The following is a 23,602-nucleotide window of genomic DNA, read 5'->3' as shown; positions in this document are numbered from 1 at the left end:
GCTCAACTGCCCCAAATGATGCGCACGTAGTTCTTGGTCTCTTTATAAGGCGGCACTCCACCGTGTTTTTTGACCGCTGCCGGCCCCGCATTATACGCCGCCAACGCCAGCCGCCAGGAACCAAAGGTCCGGTATTGTTCCGCCAGATACCGCGCACCCCCTTCGAGGTTTTCATATGGATCATGCGGATTGACCCGCAGATACCGCGCTGTGCCGGGCATCAACTGGGCCAAACCAATGGCACCCTTGTGCGACCGCGCCGTGGGTTTCCAACCGGATTCCTGCTGCACCAACCGTAAGAACAGATCGCTCGGCACACCGTGACGGCGCGCGGCGTCCTTGGCCATTTGCAGATAACGACCACGATACTGGCCGTTATACGACTTGGTCGACGTATCACCCCACTTGGTCGGGGTGATCACCTTTTGCGGCTGTAGCCGGACGGAATTATTGTATTGCTGGCGGGCACGTTTATCCAAAACGCCGGTTTGCGATTTGAATAATTTAGCCCGTGATTTGGTCGATAGCGTTTCGGCGCTTGCCGCAAACGGAATCAACAAAGTTGCCACCACAACCCCGGATACGAAATTACGCATACGTGTCACTGCCCCCAAAACCAACTCGGCACAATATACGCGGTAACAGGAAAATATCCAGATTCCAAAACACGATAAGCGTGATTGCGCAATTCGATGCTAATTTTTCTAAAACTTTACCTTCCCTTTACCCGTCTGCGATGGTGTAACCAAACAGAATAATTTGATGGACACGACAAGGAGGTCGCGATGGCCGGATCGGTGAACAAGGTAACTCTCATTGGCAATCTGGGCCGCGACCCCGAGGTGCGAACATTCCAAAATGGCGGCAAGGTCTGCAATCTGCGCATTGCGACGTCCGAGACGTGGAAAGACCGCAACACCGGTGAACGGCGCGAGCGCACCGAATGGCACACCGTCGCGATCTTCACCGAAGGCCTGGTACGCGTGGCCGAGCAATATCTGCGCAAGGGCTCCAAGGTTTATCTGGAAGGCAAGCTGCAAACCCGCAAATGGCAGGACCAGTCCGGTCAGGACCGGTATTCAACCGAAGTTGTGCTGCAAGGTTTCGATGGCACGCTGGTGATGCTGGACGGCCGCGGTGAAGGCGGTGGAGGTGGCGGCGGTTACGGCGGCGGTGGTCAGGGTGATTATGACAGCGGACCGTCGCAGGGTGATCCTATGGGAAGCCCTGCCCCTGCCCGGGATATCGACGACGAAATCCCGTTTTAATCAAAACAGATTTAGCGAGGAAAAGGCCGCCCGGTGTCAGGCGGCCTTTTTTGATTTCACATCAACATATCGATGACGGTCAAAGTGACCGAGATCGGCACGCTGAGGGCAAGCGCCACCAGCAGCGCCGCACCCAGTGTTGGCCGGGACGCGGGCGCATAGACCCCAAGAACGTAGTGCTTTTTATGTGCCATGGGTCTGATTAACCACGAATTAGGTTTTCATACGGTTAATCGAACCATGAAATTTGTCGATGCCAGCACAGTCACCTTTCCGCCCGCCATATGCGCCGTCCAGCAATCCCCCGGCTATGCCCGCGCAGTGGCCGAGATGGGGGCGGATGTTGCGCAATACGTGGTCTGCGATGGAGAAACGCCGATTGCGCGTGTGCAATTGCTGCGCCGTAAGGTTGGTCCCGTACGCGTGTTATGGGTGCCGCGCGGGCCTGTCTGGCTTCCGGATATTTCGGAAAACCTCCGCCACGACGTGATGCATCAATGGTCCCACGTGATGCCTGAAAAAGGTATGTGGCTGATCTCTCCGGACACACCTGCTGATCTTGGGCCCCTGAAACACCGACCGCTGATGACGCCGCAACATGTCGGTGAAATTGACCTGACACAGGATGAGGCGGCCCGTCTTGCCGCACAGCATGGCAAATGGCGCAACCGGTTGCGGCACGCCCAACGCGCGGGCCTTCGGATCATCCACCGTGCGTTTGATACGGCCCGCGATGTCGGCTTGCTGGATCTCGAAGCGCGCCAAAGGAAATCCCGACGGTACCGGGCCTTACCGCCGGAATTCGTGATGGCCTGGGCCCGCGCCAATCCCAAACAAACCCGTCTCTTTTGCGTCATGTATGGCAGTGTTCCCGTCGCCTTCCTGTTGCTTTTGCTGCACCGGCCCGTGGCCACCTACCATATTGGCTGGACCGGGCCGGATGGACGCGAGATGTCCGCGCATAACCTTGCGCTTTGGGAGGCCGCGAACTGGCTTGCGCGCAAGCGCTATGAACGGTTTGATCTGGGCATCGTGGATACGGAAAACGCGGCCGGTCTTGCCCGGTTCAAAATCGGGAGCGGCGCCCAAGTGCGTTCCTTGGGGCCATCCGCGCTTATATTGCCCCAAATCCGACGGGCACGGCGCAACCGCAACGTCGCCGCGTGAAACACGACCACCGCGTCGCTTTGCCTCTGGCCTTTCGGGGCGGCGGCGTATAGGGCGCGGGCAAACAACCAAGGACACGCACCCCATGGATATGCGCAACATCGCAATCATTGCCCACGTTGACCACGGCAAAACCACCTTGGTGGACGAATTGCTGAAACAATCCGGCGCATTTCGCGAAAACCAATCCGTTGATGAGCGCGCCATGGACAGCAATGATCTGGAGCGCGAGCGTGGCATCACGATCTTTGCCAAACCCACCAGTGTTGAGTGGAAAGGCACGCGGATCAATATCGTCGATACGCCCGGCCACGCCGATTTCGGTGGTGAGGTTGAGCGGATCCTGAGCATGGTTGACGGGGTGGTCCTGCTGGTTGATGCGGCCGAAGGGCCGATGCCGCAAACCAAGTTCGTCACCTCCAAGGCGCTGGCCCTTGGGCTGCGTCCGATCGTTGTGCTCAACAAGGTCGACAAACCCGATGCCGAGCCGGACCGTGCGCTGGACGAGTGTTTCGATCTCTTTGCCAATCTCGACGCCTCAGAGGATCAATTGGATTTCCCACACATGTATGCCTCGGGCCGGTCAGGCTGGGCCGATCATGAACTGGACGGGCCGCGCAAGAACCTGGATGCGATGTTTGACCTGATCGTCAATCACGTCCCTGCCCCGCGTCAGATTGCGCGCCAGGATGAAGACTTCCGGATGCTGGCCACCACGCTTGGCAGCGATCCTTTTGTTGGACGTATCCTCACCGGTCGCGTTGAATCGGGTAAGCTCAAAGTCGGCGCCACCGTGCAGGCTCTGTCCCGCGTCGGCCAAAAGATCGAACAGTTTCGCGTGACGAAAATTCAGGCCTTCCGCGGCCTTGCGACCCAGGATATCGACGAAGCTGTCGCCGGTGACATCGTAAGTTTGGCGGGCATGTCAAAAGCAACCGTGGCCGACACGATCTGCGCCCTCGCAGTGGATGAACCGCTGGAGGCGCAACCGATTGATCCACCTACAATCACCGTCACTTTTGGCATCAATGACAGCCCGCTGGCAGGCCGTGACGGAAAAAAGGTCCAATCGCGCGTTATTCGTGAACGTCTGATGAAGGAGGCCGAAAGCAACGTGGCCATTCGCATCAGCGATACGCCTGGCGGCGAAGCGTTCGAGGTGGCGGGACGTGGTGAATTGCAGATGGGCGTGTTGATCGAAAACATGCGCCGCGAAGGGTTTGAGCTAAGCATTTCGCGCCCACAAGTTCTGCTGCGCGATGATGAGGACGGTAAAAAACTGGAGCCGATCGAAGAAGTGACCATCGACGTCGACGACGATTATTCTGGTGCTGTCATCGAAAAGATCACCGGGCCGCGCAAAGGCGAACTAGCTGAGATGAGACCAGCGGGTGCCGGGAAAACCCGGATCATCGCCCATGTGCCCTCTCGTGGATTGATCGGATATCACGGCGAATTTCTGACCGATACCCGTGGCACCGGCGTTTTGAACCGCGTTTTTCACGGCTGGGCGCCGCATAAAGGGTCCATTCCGGGGCGTCGGGCCGGTGTGTTGATTTCAATGGAAAACGGGGATTCCGTTGCCTACGCGCTGTGGAACCTGGAGGACCGGGGCCGTATGTTCATTGGCGCACAGGCCAAGGTTTACACCGGCATGATAATTGGCGAACACAGCCGCGAAAATGACCTCGAAGTGAACCCGCTCAAGGGCAAGAAACTGACCAACGTGCGCGCCAGCGGCACCGATGAAGCCGTCCGCCTGACCACGCCGATCACCATGAGCCTTGAAGAAGCGATTGCCTATATCGACGACGATGAACTGGTCGAAGTGACGCCAAATGCGATCCGTCTGCGCAAGCGCTACCTGGATCCGCATGAACGCAAACGGATGTCAAAAACGCTCTGACGCTGGCTATTCGGTCGTCTCAACCACAACGATTTCGCGTTCAGATGCGCCTTTGGCAATGACCACTGCTTCCTGATAGCGCGGATCGTTATACGCGGCCAAGGCGGCATCAACCGACGGGAATTTCGCGACAACATTGCGCGCCCGCCCTTGTCCTTCGATCTGCTCCACGCGGCCACCGCGGGCGATGAATACACCACCGTGATCGGGGATCACGACCGACGCGACCTCGATGTATTTTCCGTATTCATCCGCATTCGTTACATCAACGCGTGCAATCCAAAGTGCTGGCATTTTATCCCTCCAAAACTGCGCTTGCGGCCTTGATGGCGGCGTCAGCGTTGGCGGCATCCTTGCCCCCACCTTGCGCCATGTCCGGACGACCACCACCACCCTTGCCCCCCAACTCTGGCACCGCCGCGCGCACCAGATCAACGGCAGAAATAGCCGCGGTCAAATCATCCGTGACACCTGCCGCCACGGCGACCTTATCACCGGTATCGGCAATCAACAGCACCGCACCCGAGCCCAGGCGGGTCTTGTGTTCGTCAATCAGCGCGGGCAGGTCCTTGCCCGACACACCGCTGAGCACTTGCGCCATGAACTTGACGCCGTTGATGTCTTGCGCGTCGGGGCCGTCGCCCTGTCCCGCGCCGCCTGCCATCGCCAATTCGCGACGCAGCTGTGCGACTTCATTGGTCAAAGCTTTGCGCTCATCCATCAACGCCTTGACCCGGGTAACAACATCCTGTGGCTGCGCTTTCAATTCACCGGCCAGTTCCGACACGCGACTGTCTTGGTCACTCAGGTGTTTGAAAGCCTCGGCACCGGTCAGGGCTTCTATACGGCGCACGCCCGCGCTGGAGGCAGAATCGCCAAGCGTCACGAACAAGCCGATATCCCCCGTCTGGCGCACATGCGTGCCGCCGCAAAGTTCGAGTGAATATGTCTCGCCATCCATGCCTTTACCGGACCCGGCTTCGACCCCCATAGACACCACGCGGACTTCATCCCCGTATTTTTCGCCGAACAGCGCCTGCGCGCCCAGATCGCGCGCATCGTCCGGGGTCATAATCCGGGTTTCAACCGGGGCGTTTTGGCGGATATAGGCGTTCACTTCCGTCTCCACCTGCGCCAACTCATCTTCCGACAGCGCCTTTGTATGACTGAAGTCAAACCGCAAGCGATCTTCGGCATTGAGTGAGCCACGTTGCGCCACGTGATCCCCCAATGCCTTACGCAACGCCTCATGCAGAAGATGTGTGGCTGAATGGTTCGAGCGAATGGCGGTCCGTCGGGCGTGATCCACAATCAACTGCGCCGCTTGTCCGTTTTGCAGCTTGCCCTCGGTAATCTCCGCCAGGTGAATGAAAACGCCGGCAGATTTCTTAGTGTCCGTGATCCGCGCCGCACCCGTTTCCGTTTTCAGCACGCCGGTATCGCCAACCTGGCCCCCGGATTCTGCGTAAAACGGCGTCTGGTTCAGTGCAATTTGCACGCTGTCACCCGTGTCTGCCGTTTCGGTGATTGCGCCGTCGTGGACCAGGCCAACGATCTGACCTTCCGCAACTTCGGTGTCATATCCCAGAAAATCCGTGGTGCCGTGTTCTTCGGCCACGTCAAACCAGACGCTGTCGTCGGCAGCTTCGCCAGTGCCGGACCATGCGGCGCGGGCCTTGGCCTTTTGCTCCGCCATGGCCGTGTCAAAACCGGCAACGTCAACTTCCCGGCCCTTTTCGCGCAAAGCATCCTGCGTCAAATCGAGCGGGAACCCATAGGTGTCGTAGAGCTTGAACGCCGTTTGACCCGGCAACGCCGCCGATTCCGGCAGGCCGCCCAATTCATCTTCCAATAGCCGCAACCCGCGGTCCAATGTTGTTTTGAACCGGGTTTCTTCAAGCTTGAGCGTTTCTTCAATCAACGATTGCGCACGTCCCAATTCCGGAAACGCCTGCCCCATCTGAGCCACCAGAGCCGGAACAAGCTGGTGCATGACCGGGTCTTTTGCACCTAACAAATGCGCATGCCGCATGGCCCGTCGCATGATGCGTCGCAACACGTAACCCCGGCCCTCATTCGAGGGCATCACACCGTCGGCAATCAGGAAAGAGGTCGACCGCAGGTGATCCGCGATTACGCGATGATGCACGTTGCCCGGCCCATCTGGGTCCTGACTTGTGACATTGGCACTGGCCTCGATCAGGCTGCGCATCAGATCCGTGTCGTAATTATCGTGCTTGCCCTGCAGCAAAGCGCCAATTCGCTCTAGTCCCATGCCGGTGTCGATCGACTGCATTTCCAGATCGACTTGTGAGCCGTCTTCAAACCGTTCGTTTTGCATGAAAACGAGGTTCCATATTTCGATGAACCGGTCGCCGTCTTCTTCCGGACTGCCTGGTGGCCCCCCCAGATTTCGGGCCCATGATCATAGAAAATCTCGGTGCACGGCCCGCATGGCCCCGTCGGGCCCATGGACCAGAAATTGTCATCGGTCGCGATGCGGATAATTCGATCATCCGAAAGACCCGCATATTTTTTCCAGATGTCAGCGGCTTCGTCATCGGTGTGGTACACGGTGACCAGCAGTTTCGATTTGTCGAGTTCGAAATCTTTAGTCAGCAGGTCCCAGGCAAAGGGGATCGCTTCATTTTTGAAGTAATCCCCAAAACTGAAATTCCCGAGCATCTCAAAAAACGTGTGGTGCCGCGCCGTATAACCCACGTTGTCCAGGTCGTTATGTTTGCCCCCTGCACGCACACATTTCTGACTGGTCGATGCCCGCTTGTAGTCGCGATTTTCGACGCCGGTGAACAGGTTTTTGAATTGCACCATGCCCGAATTGGTGAACATCAACGTCGGGTCGTTACGCGGCACCAAGGGCGAGCTGTCCACCACCTCGTGATCATTGCGATCAAAGAAGTTCAGGAAGGTCGAGCGGATTTCATTTAGCGTCGGCATGGGCAACTCTTTCGGGGGTGTAAGGCCTGGCGTCCCGCTGATTTATCCCTGCCCGCCTCGCATGTCCACCGCAAGAAAAAGCCCGGGCGATCACCCGGGCCTTTCCATCAAGAATTTCGCGTATTTCAGGCTTCCAGAATATCGTCGTCCGGTGCGTCCTTGACGGCCTGCGCTTCCGCTTCAGGCATATCGAAGTCCAGCCCGTGTGCGGCACGAATTTTATCCTCTATTTCCAATGCGATATGTTGGTTTTCCTTCAGGAAGGTCTTGGCATTTTCGCGGCCCTGCCCAATCCGTTCATCGCCGTAGCTGAACCAACTGCCGGATTTTTCAACAACGCCTGCTTTAGATCCAAGATCAAGAAGTTCGCCCATTTTGCTGATCCCTTCGCCATACATGATGTCGAATTCGACCTGTTTGAAGGGCGGCGCAACCTTGTTCTTGACCACTTTGACGCGGGTCGCGTTGCCGACCACTTCATCACGATCCTTCAGCGCGCCGATGCGACGGATATCCAAACGCACCGAGCTATAGAATTTTAGCGCATTGCCGCCCGTGGTTGTTTCAGGGCTACCAAACATGACGCCGATCTTCATACGGATCTGGTTGATGAAAATCACCGTACATTTGGTGCGGTTGATTGAGCCGGTCAATTTACGCATCGCCTGGCTCATCAAACGGGCATGCACGCCAACGCTGCTATCACCCATTTCGCCTTCGAGCTCGGATTTTGGGGTCAACGCCGCTACGGAATCCACCACAATCATACTGACCGCGCCGGAGCGCACCAACGTGTCGACAATTTCCAACGACTGTTCACCGGTATCGGGCTGCGAGATCAGCAATTCGTCGAGGTCGACACCGAGCTTTTTGGCGTAAATCGGATCCAGCGCATGTTCGGCATCAACAAAGGCACAAACGCCGCCTTTTTTCTGTTCCTCAGCAATGCAATGTAGTGTCAGCGTCGTCTTGCCCGAGCTTTCCGGTCCGTAGATTTCGACAATGCGGCCCTTTGGAACACCACCGATGCCCAGTGCAATATCAAGGCCCAGAGACCCTGTTGACGTAGATTCAATATCTTGCGCAGGATTGTCAGCACCCAGCTTCATGATCGAGCCCTTGCCGAACTGCCGTTCGATCTGTGCCAAAGCACTATCCAGCGCTTTTTGCTTGTCTGCTGATTTCTTGTTGTCCATCGCCAAAAGTTCTGCCGTTGCCATTGCTTTGCTTCCTTATTCCACACCCTGTTGCGGGCGGCAATCGTTGCCTTGTTCTCTTCTTGTTCTCATTTGTATGGAGACAAAAAGAGAACATTTCAAGAAAATTGTTCAGAGTTTTAGTCTTGTTGGGAACGGTTAAAGAGTCGTTTACACGCATTTGGAATTGACGTCGATGGCGCCACAACCTTGCAAACTACTTGTTTTCAAACACAAAAATCCGCAGAGTTTTTAGTTAACACGCGGGTTCGGCCGTGAGACCAAACCGCCAAAGAGTTAATCGACCAGTGAGATACGGAAGCACAATTGGACCAAAGCGAGGAAACACCTCGCCATGCGCCTTGATTCTCATATTCCCTGATTATCTCTGACGGGCGATTTTTTGGTAATTCTAATGCAAATGAGAGTTCAAAAACGGCCCGATCAGCCGAGCCATTGCTTAGTTAAGTTGCCGCTGGACTGTTTCCGTCAGTTCCGTCAGTGAAAACGGTTTTGGCAGGAAAACAGAATTTGGGATGCGAGACTGGGTGTCTCCAAACGTTTCTTCGGCATACCCGGATACAAAGACAACGCTCACTTCCGGCCGTTTTTTCAACGCTTGTTGAACCCAGCTTGGACCGTCAATGCCGGGCATGACGACATCGGTCACAAAGACATCAATGTCGAGGCCGTCATCCTCCAGCAGTTCCAAAGCATCTTCAGCGGATTCCGCCTCAAGCACCGTGAACCCGCGTAACTGGAGGGCACGGCTTGCAAATGCCCGCACAGGGGCTTCGTCTTCCACCAACAACACAACACCCTCCGCAGGCGCGTCACTGGCGTCCTCGCTGACTTGAACAACTGGTGCCACTTCGACCACATCATGTGCGGGCAACATCAGCTGGAAACTGGTCCCTTCGCCCGGCGTACTATCAACAAAAATGAAGCCGCCGGTTTGTTTGATGATACCATACGCCGTGGACAGACCCAGCCCGGTGCCTTCACCCGTGCGTTTGGTTGTGAAGAATGGTTCGAACACTTTGGGCAGTTTATCCGCCGCGATGCCCATCCCCTGATCGACAACCTTAACGGACACATACCGCCCGGGTGCCACAACCGCCCGATCCCTGTGCAACGGCTCCTTCAATACGAGGTTTTCCGTTTCGATCCGAATGTCGCCGCCATCAGGCATCGCATCGCGGGCATTGACGACAAGGTTCATCAACACCTGTTCCAACTGCCGCTTATCCGCGCGGATGGCAGACAGCATGGGATCGTGGCTCAGCGATAGCGTAACCTTTTCGCCCACCAGCCGGTTCAACAAATGCGTAAGATCAGAAAGCGCATCGCGCAGATCCATAATCTCTGGCCGTAACGTTTGCTTGCGTGAATAGGCCAACAATTGCCCGACGAGCGCTGCGGCACGGTTGGCATTCTGGTTGATCTGAATGAGATCGCTGTAATCCGAGTCCCCCTCATCGTGGCGCAGCAACAGCAGGTCGCAATGTCCGGAAATCGCCGTCAGGAGGTTGTTGAAGTCATGCGCGACACCACCAGCCAATTGGCCAATCGCCTGCATCTTCTGGCTCTGAACAAATTGCGCCTCCAGAGACTTGAGTTCCGTCGCATCGTTCAGAACCGCAATCAAAACCGTCTCGCCATCTTCGATTGCAGGGTTCAATGTCACTTGCACAAAGACCTCTTTGTCTTCACGTTTGACACGCAGAAACTCTGAATGAACGGTACCGCGACCAACAGCGGCATCATCAAGCCAATCCGCGATAGAGCGGCCCAGACCTTCCATCAATTCGCCCAGAACGGAGCCCGTGCATTCCGCGACGCCCAAAAGATCGCGCGCCGGACGGTTCGAAAGCTGCACTTTCCCTTCCCGCGAGAGCTTTAGCAACGGTACAGGCATTTCGTCAAAAAACGCCCACCCGTCTATTGGCCGCTCTGCTTCGGCGACGCCTGGCAACAGGAACATTTCGCGACGTCCCGCCGTTCCTTCCAGTTCGACCACCATGCAAGGGGCGAGGCCGTTGGGGGTGTGAATGTCATTTAGCTGCCCGGATCGCATGGGCAGTTTAGGGCAGATCTTTTCAAGATTTCGAGCCCGTTCGCCCACCAATTCACGCGCGGCCGTATTCATGAACAAGACCGCGTTGTTGCGCCCGATTGTCAGCATTGGAAGTGGGATTGGATCACCGCTGCGCTGTGGTCTGTCCGCTGAACGCTCGATCCGCCACAACATGTTTTGGGATCCCACGCGGTGAACGCCCAACCGCAAATGACCTTGACGCGTGACCACATCTTCATGTGCTGATCCCGTGGCACCGGCGCGGGATTCCATCCGGAACAGAATAGCGCCCGGGTTTGCCAAAACCTTTTGCAATGCACCGGCTAGCGTTGTTGCCTCATCCGCCGAGTAGGCACGCACAGCGGCCGGGTTGTGGCATACGATCTTGCCATCTTCGCTTGTGATGATCGTGGGCGCCGTGTCCAGGGCAATTAACTCGGACAGCGCTCCTTCGGATTTACGTTTGGCCGGTGCGCCGAGTGCTGGAACCAAGCCGATCCAGGCTGCGACCAGACCCAACGTGCCAGCCACCGCCGCCCCCATGGAGCGCAGGAAGCCGGGCGGCATAAACCATGCTGCCAGAGCAAAAATGATAGCGGCTGCCAGAATGAGTGTGGCGCGAGGGCGTAACTGTTCTGCCGCGCGACGAATGGGACCGGTGGAGGTGGATGTAAATGCCAAAATCGCTGCCCATCATTAGATCTCGATCACGGCATTTCTGGCTGAAAAGCCTTAACTCTGAATTAACGACATCCGGCTTTACGCGTCAAGGTTGTGCGGTGTTTACCTTACTTGTGTTGCAGTTGTGTCAGGAAGAACCCATCCCCCTGATCGGAGATCGGCCAACGGCGCATGGACGCTACAGACCATTCCGGTTTTCGCTGTATAAAAGCGGCAATCCGGTCTTCATTCTCGGCATTGAGAACCGAACATGTCGCATAGGATAATGTCCCCTCAGGTGCAACCAAGCCGGCCGCCATGTCCAGAATTTCATCCTGCGTCTGCATCAACTTTTGCAAATCTTCTTCGGTAAAACGCCATTTCGCGTCCGGAGACCGGCGCCACGTGCCGCTGCCGGAACATGGCACGTCACACAGCACCAAATCAAAAAGCAGGTTGGGTCTATTTTCGGCGTCAAAAATTTTCGTGGTAATGCCCGCCCGCTCTGCCCTGTTGGGCAGATCCGCCATTCGGTGGGGCAGCGCGTCATGGACATACCAATGCGCATCATGCATCGCCGCCAGGGCCAGCACCTTGCCGCCCCCGCCCGCACAATAATCCAACACGCGTGAGCCGGGTTTTACCGATAAGTCTGCCATCGCGGCCTGGCTGGAGCCGTCCTGTAGTTCGATCAAGCCGCCCCGGTAGGCCGCAGAATGCGCCAAACGGCGTGCCCCGTCGGTGACACGCAGCGCCGAGGCGGCAATTGCCACTGGTTCGGCTACTATGTTCTCGGTTGCCAAAGCCTCCACGGCCGCTTTGGTTGTGATTTTCCGCAGATTGACGCGGGCGATGACCGGTGCGCGCTGTGTGAGCAGTTTGGCGGCAATTAATGCATCCTCTTTCCCGCCCAAGTCGTTGATAAAATGCGGAATGATCCAGTCGGGCATGTCCATCACATCCCCCGGATCGATGGGATCAGACCCTGCGGTTTTTTCATCTTCGCTGAGCGGCGACGGCGCATAGCCCTGCCCGTTGAAGACTTCAGACGGATCCGTGCCGTTTGCGCGCAGCGAACCAATCATGACCCCGCGCCCGGAAGACGCCCCGCCCAAGCATGCGTAGGACCGCAAACATCGCAATGCCTGAAATACCAGATCCCGCACCGCCGCGCGGTCCTTGGACCCGGCAAAGCGCGACCGTCTTGCCCAACCGGTGATGGCCTGTTCCGCCGGTGTGCCATACCGGATCGCATCCAGCAGTTCGATGGCAGTTTGCACCCGCGCGCCAGGCGTCATGAAATCACCTTAGAAACGAGGCGTAATCCATTGAATTTATTAGCCAACACGATAGTTCGGGCTTTCCCGCGTGATTTGCACATCATGCACATGGCTTTCGCGCAGGCCCGCATTGGTGATTTTGACAAATTCGCAATCCGTGCGCATCGCATCAACCGTGGCGCAGCCTGTGTACCCCATGGCGGCGCGCAACCCGCCAACCAGTTGGTGGATCACACCACCCGCCGGACCCTTGTAAGGTACCTGCCCCTCGATCCCTTCCGGGACCAGCTTGTCGCTGGCGGCATCCTTCTGGAAATACCGGTCGGCACTGCCGCGCGCCATGGCGCCGAGGCTGCCCATACCGCGATAGGATTTAAACGACCGGCCCTGATAAAGGATCACCTCACCGGGGCTTTCATCCGTGCCCGCCAGCATTGAGCCGACCATGGCACAGGAGGCACCCGCGGCGATGGATTTGGCAAAATCGCCGGAAAACTTGATGCCGCCATCGGCAATCACCGGCACATCACCGGCGCCGCGCGCGCAATCGATGATCGCCGTCAGCTGCGGCACACCTACCCCGGCCACCATGCGTGTCGTGCAGATACTGCCCGGGCCGATGCCCACCTTAACCGCATCCGCGCCCGCGCCGATCAACTTGCGGGTGGCTTCGGCGGTAGCCACGTTACCGGCGACGATCTGGACCTCATTCGACAGTTTCTTGGCACGTTCCACGGCGAGCGCAACCCCCTCGGAATGGCCATGCGCGGTGTCGATCACGATCATATCCACGCCCGCATCCACAAGCGCCTCTGAGCGTTCAAAGCCTGCATCTCCCACGGTCGAAGCCGCGGCCACACGCAACCGGCCCAATCCATCCTTGCACGCATGAGGGTTCAATACGGCCTGCTCGCTGTCTTTCAACGTCAAAAGGCCCGTCAATTTGCCCTGCCCGTCCGTGACCAGCAATTTCTCGATCCGGCGGGCTTTCATCAGGCTTTTGGCCTCATCAAGATCCGCAGGCTCCTGCAGCATGGCCAGATCATCGCTCGTCATCATCACGCGCACCGGTGTCGCGTCATCTTCGGCAAAGCGCATATCGCGGTTGGTCACGATGCCCACCACACGCCCGGCGTCATCAACCACCGGAAACCCGCTGACGCGGTAGCGTTCCTGCAACGCCTTGGCATCGGCCAGCGTCTGGTCCGCCGTCAGCGTTATCGGGTTGTAAACAATGCCGGATTCGAACCGCTTGACCAAACGGATCTGGCGCGATTGTTCTTCGATATCCAGATTGCGGTGAATAACGCCAATGCCGCCCGCCTGCGCCATGCAAATCGCCATCTGGCTTTCGGTCACCGTATCCATGGCGGAGCTGAGAAGCGGTATGTTGAGGTCAATCGCGCGCGTCACCCGGGTTCGGGTATCTGCCGTGTTGGGCAGTACGCTGGACGCCGCGGGGACCAGCAAAACATCGTCGAAGGTCAGTGCCTCACGAATCTCCATTGTGTTTCTCCATGGATAGCTCGTTTGACGCCTCCCTATTACACGGCCTGCGCGGAATGGAAAGGGGCAGCGACCGGCTGCGTCGATTTTGCCCGACAGCTTGCCGATCGGGCACGACACGGCTGCAATCAACAAGGTCTTTGGTCAAAGTGACGCTGAGGTGTAGAAATATGCCGGTTGCGGGCTTTCTTGCACAAGGGCGCGAATTATGATCTGCGCGAAGGCAGTCCAAAGGCTGAAAGGCACCCGCGCATGAGCACTGATCCTCTCGTCGTTTTTACACCTTCGGGTAAACGTGGCCATTTCCCGAAAGGCACGCCAGTGCTGACCGCGGCCCGCCAGCTTGGTGTTGATCTGGACTCGGTTTGCGGCGGGCGTGGCATCTGTTCAAAATGTCAGATCACGCCGAGCTATGGCGAGTTTTCGAAACACGGTGTGACGGTTGCTGACGATGCCCTGTCGGAGTGGAATTCGGTCGAGCAGCGATATGATGACAAGCGTGGACTGAAAAAGGGTCGGCGTCTGGGATGCCAGGCCCAGGTCATGGGCGATGTCGTGATTGATGTGCCCGCTGAAAGCCAGGTGCATAAACAGGTTGTGCGCAAACGGGCCGAGGCACGTGACATCGTCATGAACCCGTCCACCCGGCTTTATTACGTCGAGGTTGAACAGCCCGACATGCACGAACCTTCCGGTGATCTGGAACGGCTGGTACGCGCCCTCAAGGAACAATGGCAACTGGACGACGTGCGCGCCGATCTGCACATCCTGCACATGTTGCAACCGGCCCTGCGCAAGGGCGACTGGAAGGTGACCGTTGCGGTGCATCGCGGTGATGACACCCATGTGCCCAAGATCATGCACATCTGGCCGGGATATTACGAAGGTACGATCTATGGTCTCGCGGTCGATCTGGGCTCCACCACCATCGCAGCACATCTGTGCGATCTGGCCAGCGGCGAGGTTGTGGCGTCTTCGGGCATCATGAACCCGCAGATCCGTTTTGGTGAAGACCTGATGAGCCGGGTCAGCTATTCAATGATGAACAAAGATGGCGCCACCGAAATGACCCGCGCGGTGCGCGACGGCATGAACGCGCTCTTCGTCCAGATCGCCGCTGAAGCGGAGATTGACCGGACGCTGATTGTCGATGCGGTATTTGTTTGCAATCCGGTCATGCATCACTTGTTCCTGGGCGTTGATCCGTTTGAACTGGGTCAGGCGCCTTTTGCGCTGGCCACGTCATCGTCACTGCAATTGCGCGCGATCGAACTGGATCTCGAAATTCATCCGGGCGCACGGGTCTATATCCTGCCCTGTATCGCGGGCCATGTGGGGGCTGATGCCGCCGCCGTGGCGCTCTCAGAGGCTCCGGATAAATCCGAAGATCTGGTGCTGGTTGTTGATGTGGGCACCAATGCCGAAATCCTTTTGGGCAATAAAGACAAGGTTCTGGCCTGCTCGTCCCCCACTGGACCGGCCTTTGAAGGCGCGCAAATCAGCTCGGGCCAACGCGCTGCACCCGGCGCCATCGAACGGGTCGAAATTGACCCCAAGACCAAGGTGGCGCGGTTCAAGGTGATCGGCTGTGATCTCTGGTCCGACGAAGATGGGTTCGAGGCTGAGACCGCCGCCACCGGGATCACCGGCATCTGCGGCTCGGGCATCATCGAAATGGTGGCCGAAATGCGCATCCATGGCATTCTTGATGGCCCCGGCCTGATTGGCTCTCCAGAGCAGACCGGCACGGATCGCTGTTTTCTGGACGGGCGCACCTATTCCTACATGGTCTGGGACGGGTCGGCGGAGGGCGGGCCGGTCATCACCGTGACCAACCGCGACATTCGCGAAATCCAGATGGCCAAGGCCGCGCTCTATTCCGGTGCGCGGTTGCTGATGGACAAGTTTGGCGTCGACACCGTTGACCGCGTTGTGTTGGCCGGAGCGTTTGGGGCGCATATCAGCCCCAAACACGCGATGGTTCTGGGCATGATCCCCGACGCTCCGCTCTCCAAGGTTACCAGCGCGGGCAATGCCGCCGGCACCGGCGCACGTATCGCACTCCTTAACACCGACGCCCGCGGCGAGATCGAGGAAACCGTGCACAACATCCACAAAATCGAAACCGCGATTGAGCCGCGCTTTCAGGAGCATTTTGTGAATGCGTCGAATATTCCCAACGCGGTGGAGCCGTTCCCGATCCTTGAAACCGTGGTCACCCTGCCGGACGTCAATTTCAACACTGGCGGTCGCGATGGCGGATCTGACGGTGGCGCCGAAGGTGGCAGACGGCGACGCAGACGGCGCGGATAACCCTGCAATTTGACAGGTGATCTTCCCCCCGTTCTTATGGACGGGGATCATCAGGGAGAGCGCCATGACCATGTTTCACGAAGGCAATCGCACGTTGCAGGACCGGTATGGCGGTCGGGCGGTGGCCGACAAGATCGTCGATTTGGTTGAAAGTGACACCATCAACGACGATTTCCGCGCGTTCATCGAAGCCGTGCCGTTCTTTTTTCTGGCCACCGCATCGGCAACAGCAACCGATTGTTCCTTCAAAGGCGGCGCACCGGGATTTGTGCGGGTGGAAACGCCCCAAAAACTGATTTTCCCGGATTACGATGGCAACCGGATGTATAAATCCCTCGGCAACATCACGGAAAACCCGAATGTGGGCCTGCTCTTCATCAATTTCGGGGCGGAAGAGGGACAGGGCGCGATGTTCCTGCGTGTGCGCGTCAATGGCAAGGCCACGCTGCATGATGACCATGCTGCTTTGGAGAGCTATCCCGGCGCGCAGCGGATTGTCGAAGTGGCGGTTGAGCATGTCTATCCAAACTGCCCCCGCTACGTGCCGCATATGCAAACAGTCGCGCCGTCGCGCCATGTACCACAGAAAGGCGAAGACCAGCCCACACCGGCCTGGAAAACCCATCCTGAGCTGTCAGACTTACTCTAACCGCGCCCGCCGCAACTCAATAATTACCAGAGACGTATTTCGCGATAGCGCCGCCGCGTGAATTGACGTCGAGCTTTTGATAGATGGCCTTGAGGTAGTATTTGACCGTGTTTTCGCTCAACCCCAACCGGGCGGATATCTGAAAGTTGGTCAGGTCATTCACCAAGAGCGCCAGAATTTCATGTTCGCGGCGCGTCAGGGTGTCGGTATTCTCGGAAGTCAGGCGTTTGAGAATTTCTGTGGGCACGATGGAGTGGCCATCCACGAGCTTGCCCAGAATTTTCGGCAGGCTCACCAAAATTTGGCTCATCATACAGACCGAATTTGCACCGGCCTTGATCGCCATCCGAATGAAGGCAAATTCCGTGTCCTCGGCCACGACGACAACCATCGCCTTGGGAAAATCCTTTTGCAAAAGCATCAACGCCTGATTCAAATCGCAATCCGTCAGGCGGACGCCAAGGATCACAATCGCCTTACCCCCCGCCTCATCCAGCGCCTTGATCAATCCTGCACGATCTGTTGCGAAACTGCCCAAAGTGACCTCGGGAATATTGGCCAATAACGATCCGATGCCCTGACAGACAATCACTTGCCTATCTGCAACAATCACGGGTGGTTTGGGGCCTAATTGATCCTGCATGTGCCTGTTACATCACCTTAATTCGCGCATCGGCGTTTAATTTCCGACAATAAGACAGGCGAAACCGATGAATTCAAACGAAAAACAGGTATGCATCTGCATGCCATCCGCGCGTTTGACATGGTCTTTCCTCTCAGCCGGGTAGGCAACCCTACCCGTTTGTTGACGGCAAAGCACCACGGATCACCACACCCATCTGTCTGGGCGTAGGAAATCCGCCGTAGCTGCCGATACTGCCAAAAAATTCAGGAGACATCTCATGTACGGCAATTCCCATCTTTTTATCCCCGGCCCCACAAATGTGCCCGAGCCTGTGCGTCAGGCCATGAACATCCCGATGGAGGATATGCGCGCGCCGGATTTCGGCAGCTTCACCAAACCTCTGCTGGAAGATATGAAGAAAGCCTACCGCACCACGGAAGGCACCGTGTTCCTGTACCCGTCTTCCGGGACCGGCATGTGGGAAACCGCCATCACCAACACGCTCAACGTAGGCGACAAGGTGTTGATGTCGCGCTTCGGTCAGTTCTCGCTCTTGTGGGTCGATATGGCCACGCGTCTGGGTCTGGACGTGGACCTGTGCGAGGTTGAGTGGGGCAAAGGCGTTCCGGTCGAAGAATACGCGGAGAAACTCGCCGCCGACAAAAACCACGAAATCAAAGCGGTTTTTGCAACTCAGAACGAAACGGCGACCGGTGTGAAATCGGACATCGCCGGCGTGCGCGCTGCGCTGGACGCGGCCAACCACCCGGCGCTTTTGTTTGTCGACGGCGTCAGCTCCATCGGGTCGGTCGAATTTGAAATGGACAAATGGGGCGTCGATTGCGCCGTATCAGGCTCGCAAAAAGGCTTCATGCTGCCCGCCGGTCTTGGCATTCTGGGCGTCAGCCCCAAGGCGCTGGCGATGCGAGAAAACGCCAAGATGCCGCGCTGCTACTTTGATCTGCAGGACATGATCAATCTCAATGGCGACGGCTATTTCCCCTACACCCCTGCGACGCAGCTTTTCCGGGGCCTGCGGGTATCGCTAGATATCCTGCTGGACGCAGGTATGGAAAATGTGTGGAAACGTCAGGCCTGGCTGGCCGCTGGCGTGCACAAGGCCGTGGCTGCATGGGACGGCTGTGAGCTTGTTGCCCGTGGCCCGGAATGGGCGTCGGACACGGTTTCGGCCATCTATGCGCCCGAAGGCGTGGACGCGCGCGACGTGATTTCAGGTGCCTACACCAAATACCAGACATCTCTGGGCACGGGCCTGAACAAATTGATGGGCAAAGCGTTCCGCATCGGGCATCTTGGCTCTTTGAACCCGGTGATGTTGTGCGGGGCGATTTCGGCTGCCGAAATGGCGCTCCGCGATGCCGGTGCCAAGCTCGAGCCCGGCTCGGGTGTTGCTGCCGCACAAGAACATTACCGCACAGTCAGCGTGTAAGGAGGGCCTCATGAGCGCACCTAAAATTCTGGTCACCCGTCGGTGGCCACAGGAAACGATGGACCGTGTGGCCACGGTGGGTGATGTGACCTTCCGCGATCCGGACACGACCATGAGCCGTGATGAGTTCATGGAAGCGGCCAAGACCTATGATGTGATCATGCCCACCGTGTCTGACAGCATCCCGGCAGAATTCTACCCCGCCGCGAAGGGCACGGTGAAAATCCTGGCCAGCTACGGCGTTGGCTACAACCACATTGATGTGGATGCAGCGCGGGCCAATGACATTGCCGTCACCAACACGCCCGACGTGTTGACCGATTGCACGGCTGATCTGGCCATGGGGCTGCTTTTGGCCGCCGCGCGCCGCATTGGCGAAGGCGAGCGTGAAACCCGCGCGGGCAAGTGGGAAGGCTGGCGTCCGACGCATATGATCGGCAAAAAAGTCAGCGGCGCGACATTGGGCATCGTGGGCTTTGGCCGTATTGGTCAGGCGATGGCCAAGCGCGCGCATTTCGGTTTTGGCATGAATGTCGTATTCCAGGATGCCTGGCAGGTGCCGGATGACATCAAGGCCGCGGCGGGCAACGCCACGCAGCTGGCGGACATCACCGCGGTGGCCGCGCAATCCGACTTCTTGTCGTTGCATTGCCCTGGCGGTGCTGACACGTTCAAACTGATCAACGCAGATGTCTTCAACGCGTTGAAACCAGGCGCAATTCTGGTCAACTCGGCCCGGGGTGATGTGGTCGACGAAGACGCGCTTTTCGACGCGCTCGACAGTGGCCGTCTGACAGCCGCCGGGCTTGACGTCTTCATGGGCGAGCCTGCGCTGGACCCGCGTTTCATGAAATACGAGAACATTGTGCTGGCCCCGCATCTGGGCAGCGCCACGGACGGCACGCGCGATGCCATGGGCCACCGCGCAATCGATAACCTCGAGGCCTTTCTGGCCGGTGACAAGCCCCGTGATCTCGTGAGCTGACCCGGGTCTTTCCAAGAGGACAACACACCTTTTTCAAACGGGCCATGACCACGCGGTTGTGGCCCGTTTTGATCTCGCCTGCGAAATTCATTGCTGATGTCCGGACGCGGCGATCAGAACATAAGTTTCCTATCGTAAACACTTGTTTTCTTTTAGAACCTTTGCATCGACCTTCAGTGTCCAACGGCATCCCGAAACCCGCAAGACGGGTAGTCACCCCCTACCCGTTTGGTCCGCCGATCCAACCCCAGCCCGGCATTCTTACCCGGGCGAAAGTGTCCCAAAGACCGCATCCCCGCGACCATGCGCAAAACCCAAGGCGCAATTCCGCGCGGACCGGGCGAGAAGAGGACACTACGCAATGAGCTACACGCTGCACCCCCTGAAGAAGCAACGCCTGCAACGGTCAGAGCTTGCTGTACCGGGGTCGAACCCCACCATGATCGAAAAGGCAGCCGACAGCGACGTCGATTACATCTTCCTCGATCTCGAGGATGCCGTGGCACCGCCCGAAAAGGTTCAGGCGCGCTCGAACATCATTCAGGCACTCAACGACATCGACTGGAAAGCCAAGGGCAAGACCATGTGTATCCGCATCAATGGTCTGGACACGCATTACATGTACCGCGACGTGGTTGAGATCGTTGAGCAAGCCGGTCAGCATCTCGATACGATCCTCGTGCCCAAGGTCGGCGTGCCTGGTGACCTCTACACCGTTGAAACCATGGTCAGCCAGATCGAAGAGGCCATGGGCTTCACACACCAGATCGGCCTTGAGGCCCTGATTGAAACCGCGCTAGGCATGGCCAATGTGGAGGCAATTGCGGCCACGCCCGGCCGTCTGGAAGCATTGCATTTCGGGGTGGCGGATTATGCCGCATCGAACCGTGCCCGCACCGTTGTGATCGGCGGTCTGAACCCCGATTACCCGGGTGACCAGTGGCACTTTGCCCTCTCTCGCATGACAGTGGCTTGCCGCGCCTACGGGTTGCGCGCCATCGACGGGCCGTTTGGTGATTTCAGTGATCCTGACAGCTATATCCTGTCGGCGAAACGCGCCGCCGCTTTGGGCATCGAAGGCAAATGGGCCATTCACCCCAGCCAGATCGAACTCGCCAACCAGGTCTTCTCGCCGCCAGAGGCCGAGGTGACTCGCGCCCGCCGCGTGATCGAGGAACTGCGCAAGGCGGAAGCCGCCGGTAAAGGTGCTGCTTCGCTGGATGGCAAAATGATCGACGCCGCCAGTGAACGGATGGCCAACAACGTCATCACGGTCGCCGACGCAATCGCAGCCAAAGGCTAAGGAGGGACGATCAATGGATATCCACGAGTATCAGGCCAAGGAGCTTCTCAAGAAGTTCGGCGTGAATGTACCGCGGGGCGGCATTGCCTATAGCCCCGAACAGGCGGTCTATCGCGCGCAGGAGCTGTCAGGCGACAAATGCGTCGTCAAGGCGCAGATCCACTCCGGCGCCCGCGGCAAGGCCGGTGGTGTACGCATCTGTTCATCAGATGACGAAATCGCCGATGCCGCGCAATGGATGCTGGGCCGCAAGCTGGTCACACATCAGACCGGCCCACAGGGTAAACTGGTCAACCGTCTTTACATCGAAGAGGCCACGGACATTGCGCAGGAGCTTTATCTGGGCTTTGTGATGGACCGGACCGAAGAGCGTGTTGTTGTTGTGGCTTCGGCCCAGGGCGGCATGGAAATTGAAGACATCTCGGAAAACGAACCGGATTCGATCATTCGCTCGGTTGTCGACCCGGCAGTGGGCATGCAGGCCTTCCAGGCACGTGAAATTGCGTTTTCGCTCGGTCTCGATGCCTCGCTTATTTCGCAAGCAGCCAAGGCAATTGTCGGATGCTACCGTGCCATGGATGAGCTTGATGCCACCATGGTTGAGGTCAATCCGATGGTCGTCACCGGCGGCGGTGAGATCGTGGCGCTGGACGCCAAGCTCAGCTTTGACGAAAACGCCCTTTTCCGCCGTCCCGAAATTTCGGAGCTGCGCGACAAGAGCCAGGAAGACCCGCGCGAAACATATGCCAATGACCGTGGTCTGAACTATATCGGTCTGGAAGGCAAAATCGGCTGTATCGTAAACGGTGCCGGTCTCGCCATGGCCACGCTCGACATGATCAAGATGGCTGGCGGTGAGCCTGCGAACTTCCTTGACGTGGGCGGCGGCGCAAGCCCGGAGCGCGTGCTGATGTCCTTCAAGGCGGTTCTCAACGACAAGAACGTCGAGGCCATCCTTGTGAACATCTTCGCGGGGATCAACCGGTGTGACTGGATTGCCGAAGGCGTCGTGCGCGCCGTTCAGGAACTCAAACTGACCATGCCTCTGGTGGTTCGCCTGAGCGGGACCAACGTGGAAGAAGGTCAGAAAATCATCAATGAAAGCGGGTTGAACATCACCACCGCGACCACGCTGGCGGAAGCCGCGGAAAAAGTGGTTGCCCAGTGGAAAGCCGCCGAAGCCAACGAAGTGGAGACCGCATAATGGCCATTCTCATCGACAAGGATACCAAAGTTCTGGTGATGGGCATCACAGGCCGCATCGGGAGCTTCCACGCACAGGACATGATCAACCACGGCACAAACGTTGTGGGTGGTGTGACCCCCGGCAAAGGCGGTACCACGCATCACGGATTGCCTGTTTTCAACACGGTTAAAGGTGCCGTTGCCGAAACCGGCGCCACGCTGGCCATCTGTTTCGTGCCACCGCCCTTTGCGGCGGATGCCATCATGGAAGCCGCCGATGCGGGTATCCAGACATGTGTGTGTATCGCCGACGGTATTCCGGCGCAGGACATGATCCGCGTAAAACGGTATATGCGCCGCTACAAATCGGAAAAGCGCATGCGTCTGATCGGGCCAAACTGCGCGGGCATCATCACGCCCGGACAAGCCTTTGCCGGTCTGATGCCGCCCCATATTTACCAGCCCGGCCGGGTGGGTATCATTGGTCGCTCCGGCACGCTTGGCTATGAGGCCGCAAGCCAGATGAAAGAAAAAGGTATCGGCGTCAGCTCCTCTATCGGCATTGGTGGTGATCCGATCAACGGGTCGAGTTTCCGGGACATTCTGGAGCTCTTTGAAAACGACCCTGATACGGATGCGGTCGTACTGGTGGGTGAAATCGGCGGCCCGCAAGAAGCGGAAGCTGCGGATTACATCCGCGATCACATGAAAAAACCGGTGGCCGCGTATATCGCGGGCCTTTCGGCGCCCAAGGGTCGTCGGATGGGTCATGCCGGTGCAATCGTCTCGGCCTTTGGCGAATCCGCTCAGGAAAAGGTTGAGATCCTGAAAGAGGCCGGTGTGAGCATCGTTCCAACGCCATCTTCCTTTGGGGAAGTTGTCGAAAAGATGATCGCCTGATCCTTTAAACGCGGCCCTGCATCTCCCCGGGGGCCGCGTTTCTTTTTCCTTCCATCGTAAAACTCAGACACAGACCGACCCGCAATACGCCTGCGGGCTTTGACATGTTTTTCACGGACGCGTGCACAAAAATGTGCCGCTCTTCACGTGTCCCGGAGCGATTATTGCACGCGC

At 57.8% G+C, this 23,602-nt stretch carries 18 protein-coding genes and 1 pseudogene; 10 read left to right on the top strand and 9 right to left on the bottom strand.

Going from position 1 to position 23,602, the window contains the following annotated elements; all coding sequences use genetic code 11:
* Positions 1 to 2: 2 nt before the first annotated feature.
* Positions 3 to 596, bottom strand: coding sequence for a lytic transglycosylase domain-containing protein (locus tag ACZ1HJ_RS14550; protein ID WP_472719376.1), 594 nt, complete (start codon positions 594 to 596; stop codon positions 3 to 5).
* A gap of 189 nt (positions 597 to 785) precedes the next feature.
* Between ACZ1HJ_RS14550 and ssb the strand changes: the two genes are divergently transcribed.
* Complete coding sequence (ssb, locus tag ACZ1HJ_RS14545) at positions 786 to 1,268, top strand: single-stranded DNA-binding protein (protein WP_472719375.1); 483 nt, start codon at positions 786 to 788, stop codon at positions 1,266 to 1,268.
* A gap of 56 nt (positions 1,269 to 1,324) precedes the next feature.
* Here ssb and ACZ1HJ_RS14540 read toward each other — a convergent pair whose 3' ends face one another.
* The gene (locus ACZ1HJ_RS14540; RefSeq protein ID WP_472719374.1) at positions 1,325 to 1,462 is read right to left on the bottom strand and encodes a hypothetical protein; all 138 of its coding nucleotides are present in this window, start codon (positions 1,460 to 1,462) and stop codon (positions 1,325 to 1,327) included.
* Between the two features lie 46 nt (positions 1,463 to 1,508).
* On the opposite strand from ACZ1HJ_RS14540, the gene ACZ1HJ_RS14535 reads away from it, so the two are divergent.
* Positions 1,509 to 2,435 carry a GNAT family N-acetyltransferase gene (locus tag ACZ1HJ_RS14535; RefSeq protein ID WP_472719373.1) on the top strand — a complete coding sequence of 309 codons (927 nt, stop codon included), beginning with the start codon at positions 1,509 to 1,511 and terminating at the stop codon, positions 2,433 to 2,435.
* An 85-nt stretch (positions 2,436 to 2,520) separates the two neighbouring features.
* The gene (gene typA, locus ACZ1HJ_RS14530; protein WP_472719372.1) at positions 2,521 to 4,341 is read left to right on the top strand and encodes a translational GTPase TypA; all 1,821 of its coding nucleotides are present in this window, start codon (positions 2,521 to 2,523) and stop codon (positions 4,339 to 4,341) included.
* Positions 4,342 to 4,347: 6 nt separating this feature from the next.
* Here the strand turns inward: typA and ACZ1HJ_RS14525 are convergent, their stop codons facing one another.
* The 6 genes and pseudogenes from ACZ1HJ_RS14525 to guaB all read right to left on the bottom strand — a co-directional run bounded on the left by ACZ1HJ_RS14525 (position 4,348) and on the right by guaB (position 14,018).
* On the bottom strand, positions 4,348 to 4,635 hold the full coding sequence (locus ACZ1HJ_RS14525; protein ID WP_472719371.1) for a DUF1330 domain-containing protein: 288 nt from the start codon (positions 4,633 to 4,635) through the stop codon (positions 4,348 to 4,350).
* A 1-nt stretch (position 4,636) separates the two neighbouring features.
* Positions 4,637 to 7,299 (bottom strand): annotated as a pseudogene (gene alaS, locus ACZ1HJ_RS14520) (alanine--tRNA ligase).
* Positions 7,300 to 7,424: 125 nt separating this feature from the next.
* On the bottom strand, positions 7,425 to 8,519 hold the full coding sequence (recA, locus tag ACZ1HJ_RS14515) for a recombinase RecA (RefSeq protein WP_472719370.1): 1,095 nt from the start codon (positions 8,517 to 8,519) through the stop codon (positions 7,425 to 7,427).
* Between the two features lie 436 nt (positions 8,520 to 8,955).
* Positions 8,956 to 11,253 (bottom strand): ATP-binding protein, encoded by a 2,298-nt coding sequence (locus tag ACZ1HJ_RS14510; protein WP_472719369.1) that lies wholly within the window; start codon positions 11,251 to 11,253, stop codon positions 8,956 to 8,958.
* Between the two features lie 107 nt (positions 11,254 to 11,360).
* Positions 11,361 to 12,530 carry an RsmB/NOP family class I SAM-dependent RNA methyltransferase gene (locus tag ACZ1HJ_RS14505; protein ID WP_472719368.1) on the bottom strand — a complete coding sequence of 390 codons (1,170 nt, stop codon included), beginning with the start codon at positions 12,528 to 12,530 and terminating at the stop codon, positions 11,361 to 11,363.
* Between the two features lie 39 nt (positions 12,531 to 12,569).
* Entirely contained in the window at positions 12,570 to 14,018 is a 1,449-nt protein-coding gene (gene guaB, locus ACZ1HJ_RS14500; protein ID WP_472719367.1) for an IMP dehydrogenase, read from the bottom strand.
* Positions 14,019 to 14,270: 252 nt separating this feature from the next.
* Between guaB and ACZ1HJ_RS14495 the strand changes: the two genes are divergently transcribed.
* Complete coding sequence (locus ACZ1HJ_RS14495; protein WP_472719366.1) at positions 14,271 to 16,331, top strand: ASKHA domain-containing protein; 2,061 nt, start codon at positions 14,271 to 14,273, stop codon at positions 16,329 to 16,331.
* Between the two features lie 64 nt (positions 16,332 to 16,395).
* Positions 16,396 to 16,980, top strand: coding sequence for a pyridoxamine 5'-phosphate oxidase family protein (locus ACZ1HJ_RS14490; protein ID WP_472719365.1), 585 nt, complete (start codon positions 16,396 to 16,398; stop codon positions 16,978 to 16,980).
* Between the two features lie 16 nt (positions 16,981 to 16,996).
* Here the strand turns inward: ACZ1HJ_RS14490 and ACZ1HJ_RS14485 are convergent, their stop codons facing one another.
* Positions 16,997 to 17,623 carry a response regulator transcription factor gene (locus ACZ1HJ_RS14485; protein WP_472719364.1) on the bottom strand — a complete coding sequence of 209 codons (627 nt, stop codon included), beginning with the start codon at positions 17,621 to 17,623 and terminating at the stop codon, positions 16,997 to 16,999.
* Between the two features lie 259 nt (positions 17,624 to 17,882).
* On the opposite strand from ACZ1HJ_RS14485, the gene ACZ1HJ_RS14480 reads away from it, so the two are divergent.
* The 5 genes from ACZ1HJ_RS14480 to sucD all read left to right on the top strand — a co-directional run bounded on the left by ACZ1HJ_RS14480 (position 17,883) and on the right by sucD (position 23,428).
* Positions 17,883 to 19,055, top strand: a complete 1,173-nt coding sequence (locus ACZ1HJ_RS14480) for an aminotransferase class V-fold PLP-dependent enzyme (protein WP_472719363.1) — start codon at positions 17,883 to 17,885, stop codon at positions 19,053 to 19,055.
* 10 nt (positions 19,056 to 19,065) lie between these two features.
* A complete protein-coding gene (locus tag ACZ1HJ_RS14475) occupies positions 19,066 to 20,040 on the top strand; it encodes a 2-hydroxyacid dehydrogenase (protein ID WP_472719362.1) in 975 nt (324 codons plus the stop codon).
* Between the two features lie 361 nt (positions 20,041 to 20,401).
* Positions 20,402 to 21,343 carry an HpcH/HpaI aldolase/citrate lyase family protein gene (locus tag ACZ1HJ_RS14470; protein WP_472719361.1) on the top strand — a complete coding sequence of 314 codons (942 nt, stop codon included), beginning with the start codon at positions 20,402 to 20,404 and terminating at the stop codon, positions 21,341 to 21,343.
* Positions 21,344 to 21,356: 13 nt separating this feature from the next.
* The gene (locus tag ACZ1HJ_RS14465; RefSeq protein ID WP_472719360.1) at positions 21,357 to 22,547 is read left to right on the top strand and encodes a malate--CoA ligase subunit beta; all 1,191 of its coding nucleotides are present in this window, start codon (positions 21,357 to 21,359) and stop codon (positions 22,545 to 22,547) included.
* On the top strand, positions 22,547 to 23,428 hold the full coding sequence (gene sucD / locus ACZ1HJ_RS14460; RefSeq protein ID WP_472719359.1) for a succinate--CoA ligase subunit alpha: 882 nt from the start codon (positions 22,547 to 22,549) through the stop codon (positions 23,426 to 23,428). The genes ACZ1HJ_RS14465 and sucD overlap by 1 nt, the downstream gene beginning before the upstream one ends.
* Positions 23,429 to 23,602 lie beyond the last annotated feature (174 nt).

Source organism: Roseovarius sp. JB2-10, assembly GCF_055693585.1.
Note: the sequence above shows the minus strand (reverse complement) of the source record. Positions and strands in the feature narration are given on the sequence as shown.

Coding starts and splice junctions, on each gene's coding strand:
- ssb (WP_472719375.1), top strand. CDS start 786: ATGGCCGGATCGGTGAACAAGGTAACTCTCATTGGCAATCTGGGCCGC.
- ACZ1HJ_RS14485 (WP_472719364.1), bottom strand. CDS start 17,623: ATGCAGGATCAATTAGGCCCCAAACCACCCGTGATTGTTGCAGATAGG.
- ACZ1HJ_RS14550 (WP_472719376.1), bottom strand. CDS start 596: ATGCGTAATTTCGTATCCGGGGTTGTGGTGGCAACTTTGTTGATTCCG.
- ACZ1HJ_RS14470 (WP_472719361.1), top strand. CDS start 20,402: ATGAGCTACACGCTGCACCCCCTGAAGAAGCAACGCCTGCAACGGTCA.
- ACZ1HJ_RS14475 (WP_472719362.1), top strand. CDS start 19,066: ATGAGCGCACCTAAAATTCTGGTCACCCGTCGGTGGCCACAGGAAACG.
- ACZ1HJ_RS14525 (WP_472719371.1), bottom strand. CDS start 4,635: ATGCCAGCACTTTGGATTGCACGCGTTGATGTAACGAATGCGGATGAA.
- ACZ1HJ_RS14465 (WP_472719360.1), top strand. CDS start 21,357: ATGGATATCCACGAGTATCAGGCCAAGGAGCTTCTCAAGAAGTTCGGC.
- recA (WP_472719370.1), bottom strand. CDS start 8,519: ATGGCAACGGCAGAACTTTTGGCGATGGACAACAAGAAATCAGCAGAC.
- ACZ1HJ_RS14540 (WP_472719374.1), bottom strand. CDS start 1,462: ATGGCACATAAAAAGCACTACGTTCTTGGGGTCTATGCGCCCGCGTCC.
- typA (WP_472719372.1), top strand. CDS start 2,521: ATGGATATGCGCAACATCGCAATCATTGCCCACGTTGACCACGGCAAA.
- sucD (WP_472719359.1), top strand. CDS start 22,547: ATGGCCATTCTCATCGACAAGGATACCAAAGTTCTGGTGATGGGCATC.
- ACZ1HJ_RS14495 (WP_472719366.1), top strand. CDS start 14,271: ATGAGCACTGATCCTCTCGTCGTTTTTACACCTTCGGGTAAACGTGGC.
- guaB (WP_472719367.1), bottom strand. CDS start 14,018: ATGGAGATTCGTGAGGCACTGACCTTCGACGATGTTTTGCTGGTCCCC.
- ACZ1HJ_RS14505 (WP_472719368.1), bottom strand. CDS start 12,530: ATGACGCCTGGCGCGCGGGTGCAAACTGCCATCGAACTGCTGGATGCG.
- ACZ1HJ_RS14480 (WP_472719363.1), top strand. CDS start 17,883: ATGTACGGCAATTCCCATCTTTTTATCCCCGGCCCCACAAATGTGCCC.
- ACZ1HJ_RS14535 (WP_472719373.1), top strand. CDS start 1,509: ATGAAATTTGTCGATGCCAGCACAGTCACCTTTCCGCCCGCCATATGC.
- ACZ1HJ_RS14490 (WP_472719365.1), top strand. CDS start 16,396: ATGACCATGTTTCACGAAGGCAATCGCACGTTGCAGGACCGGTATGGC.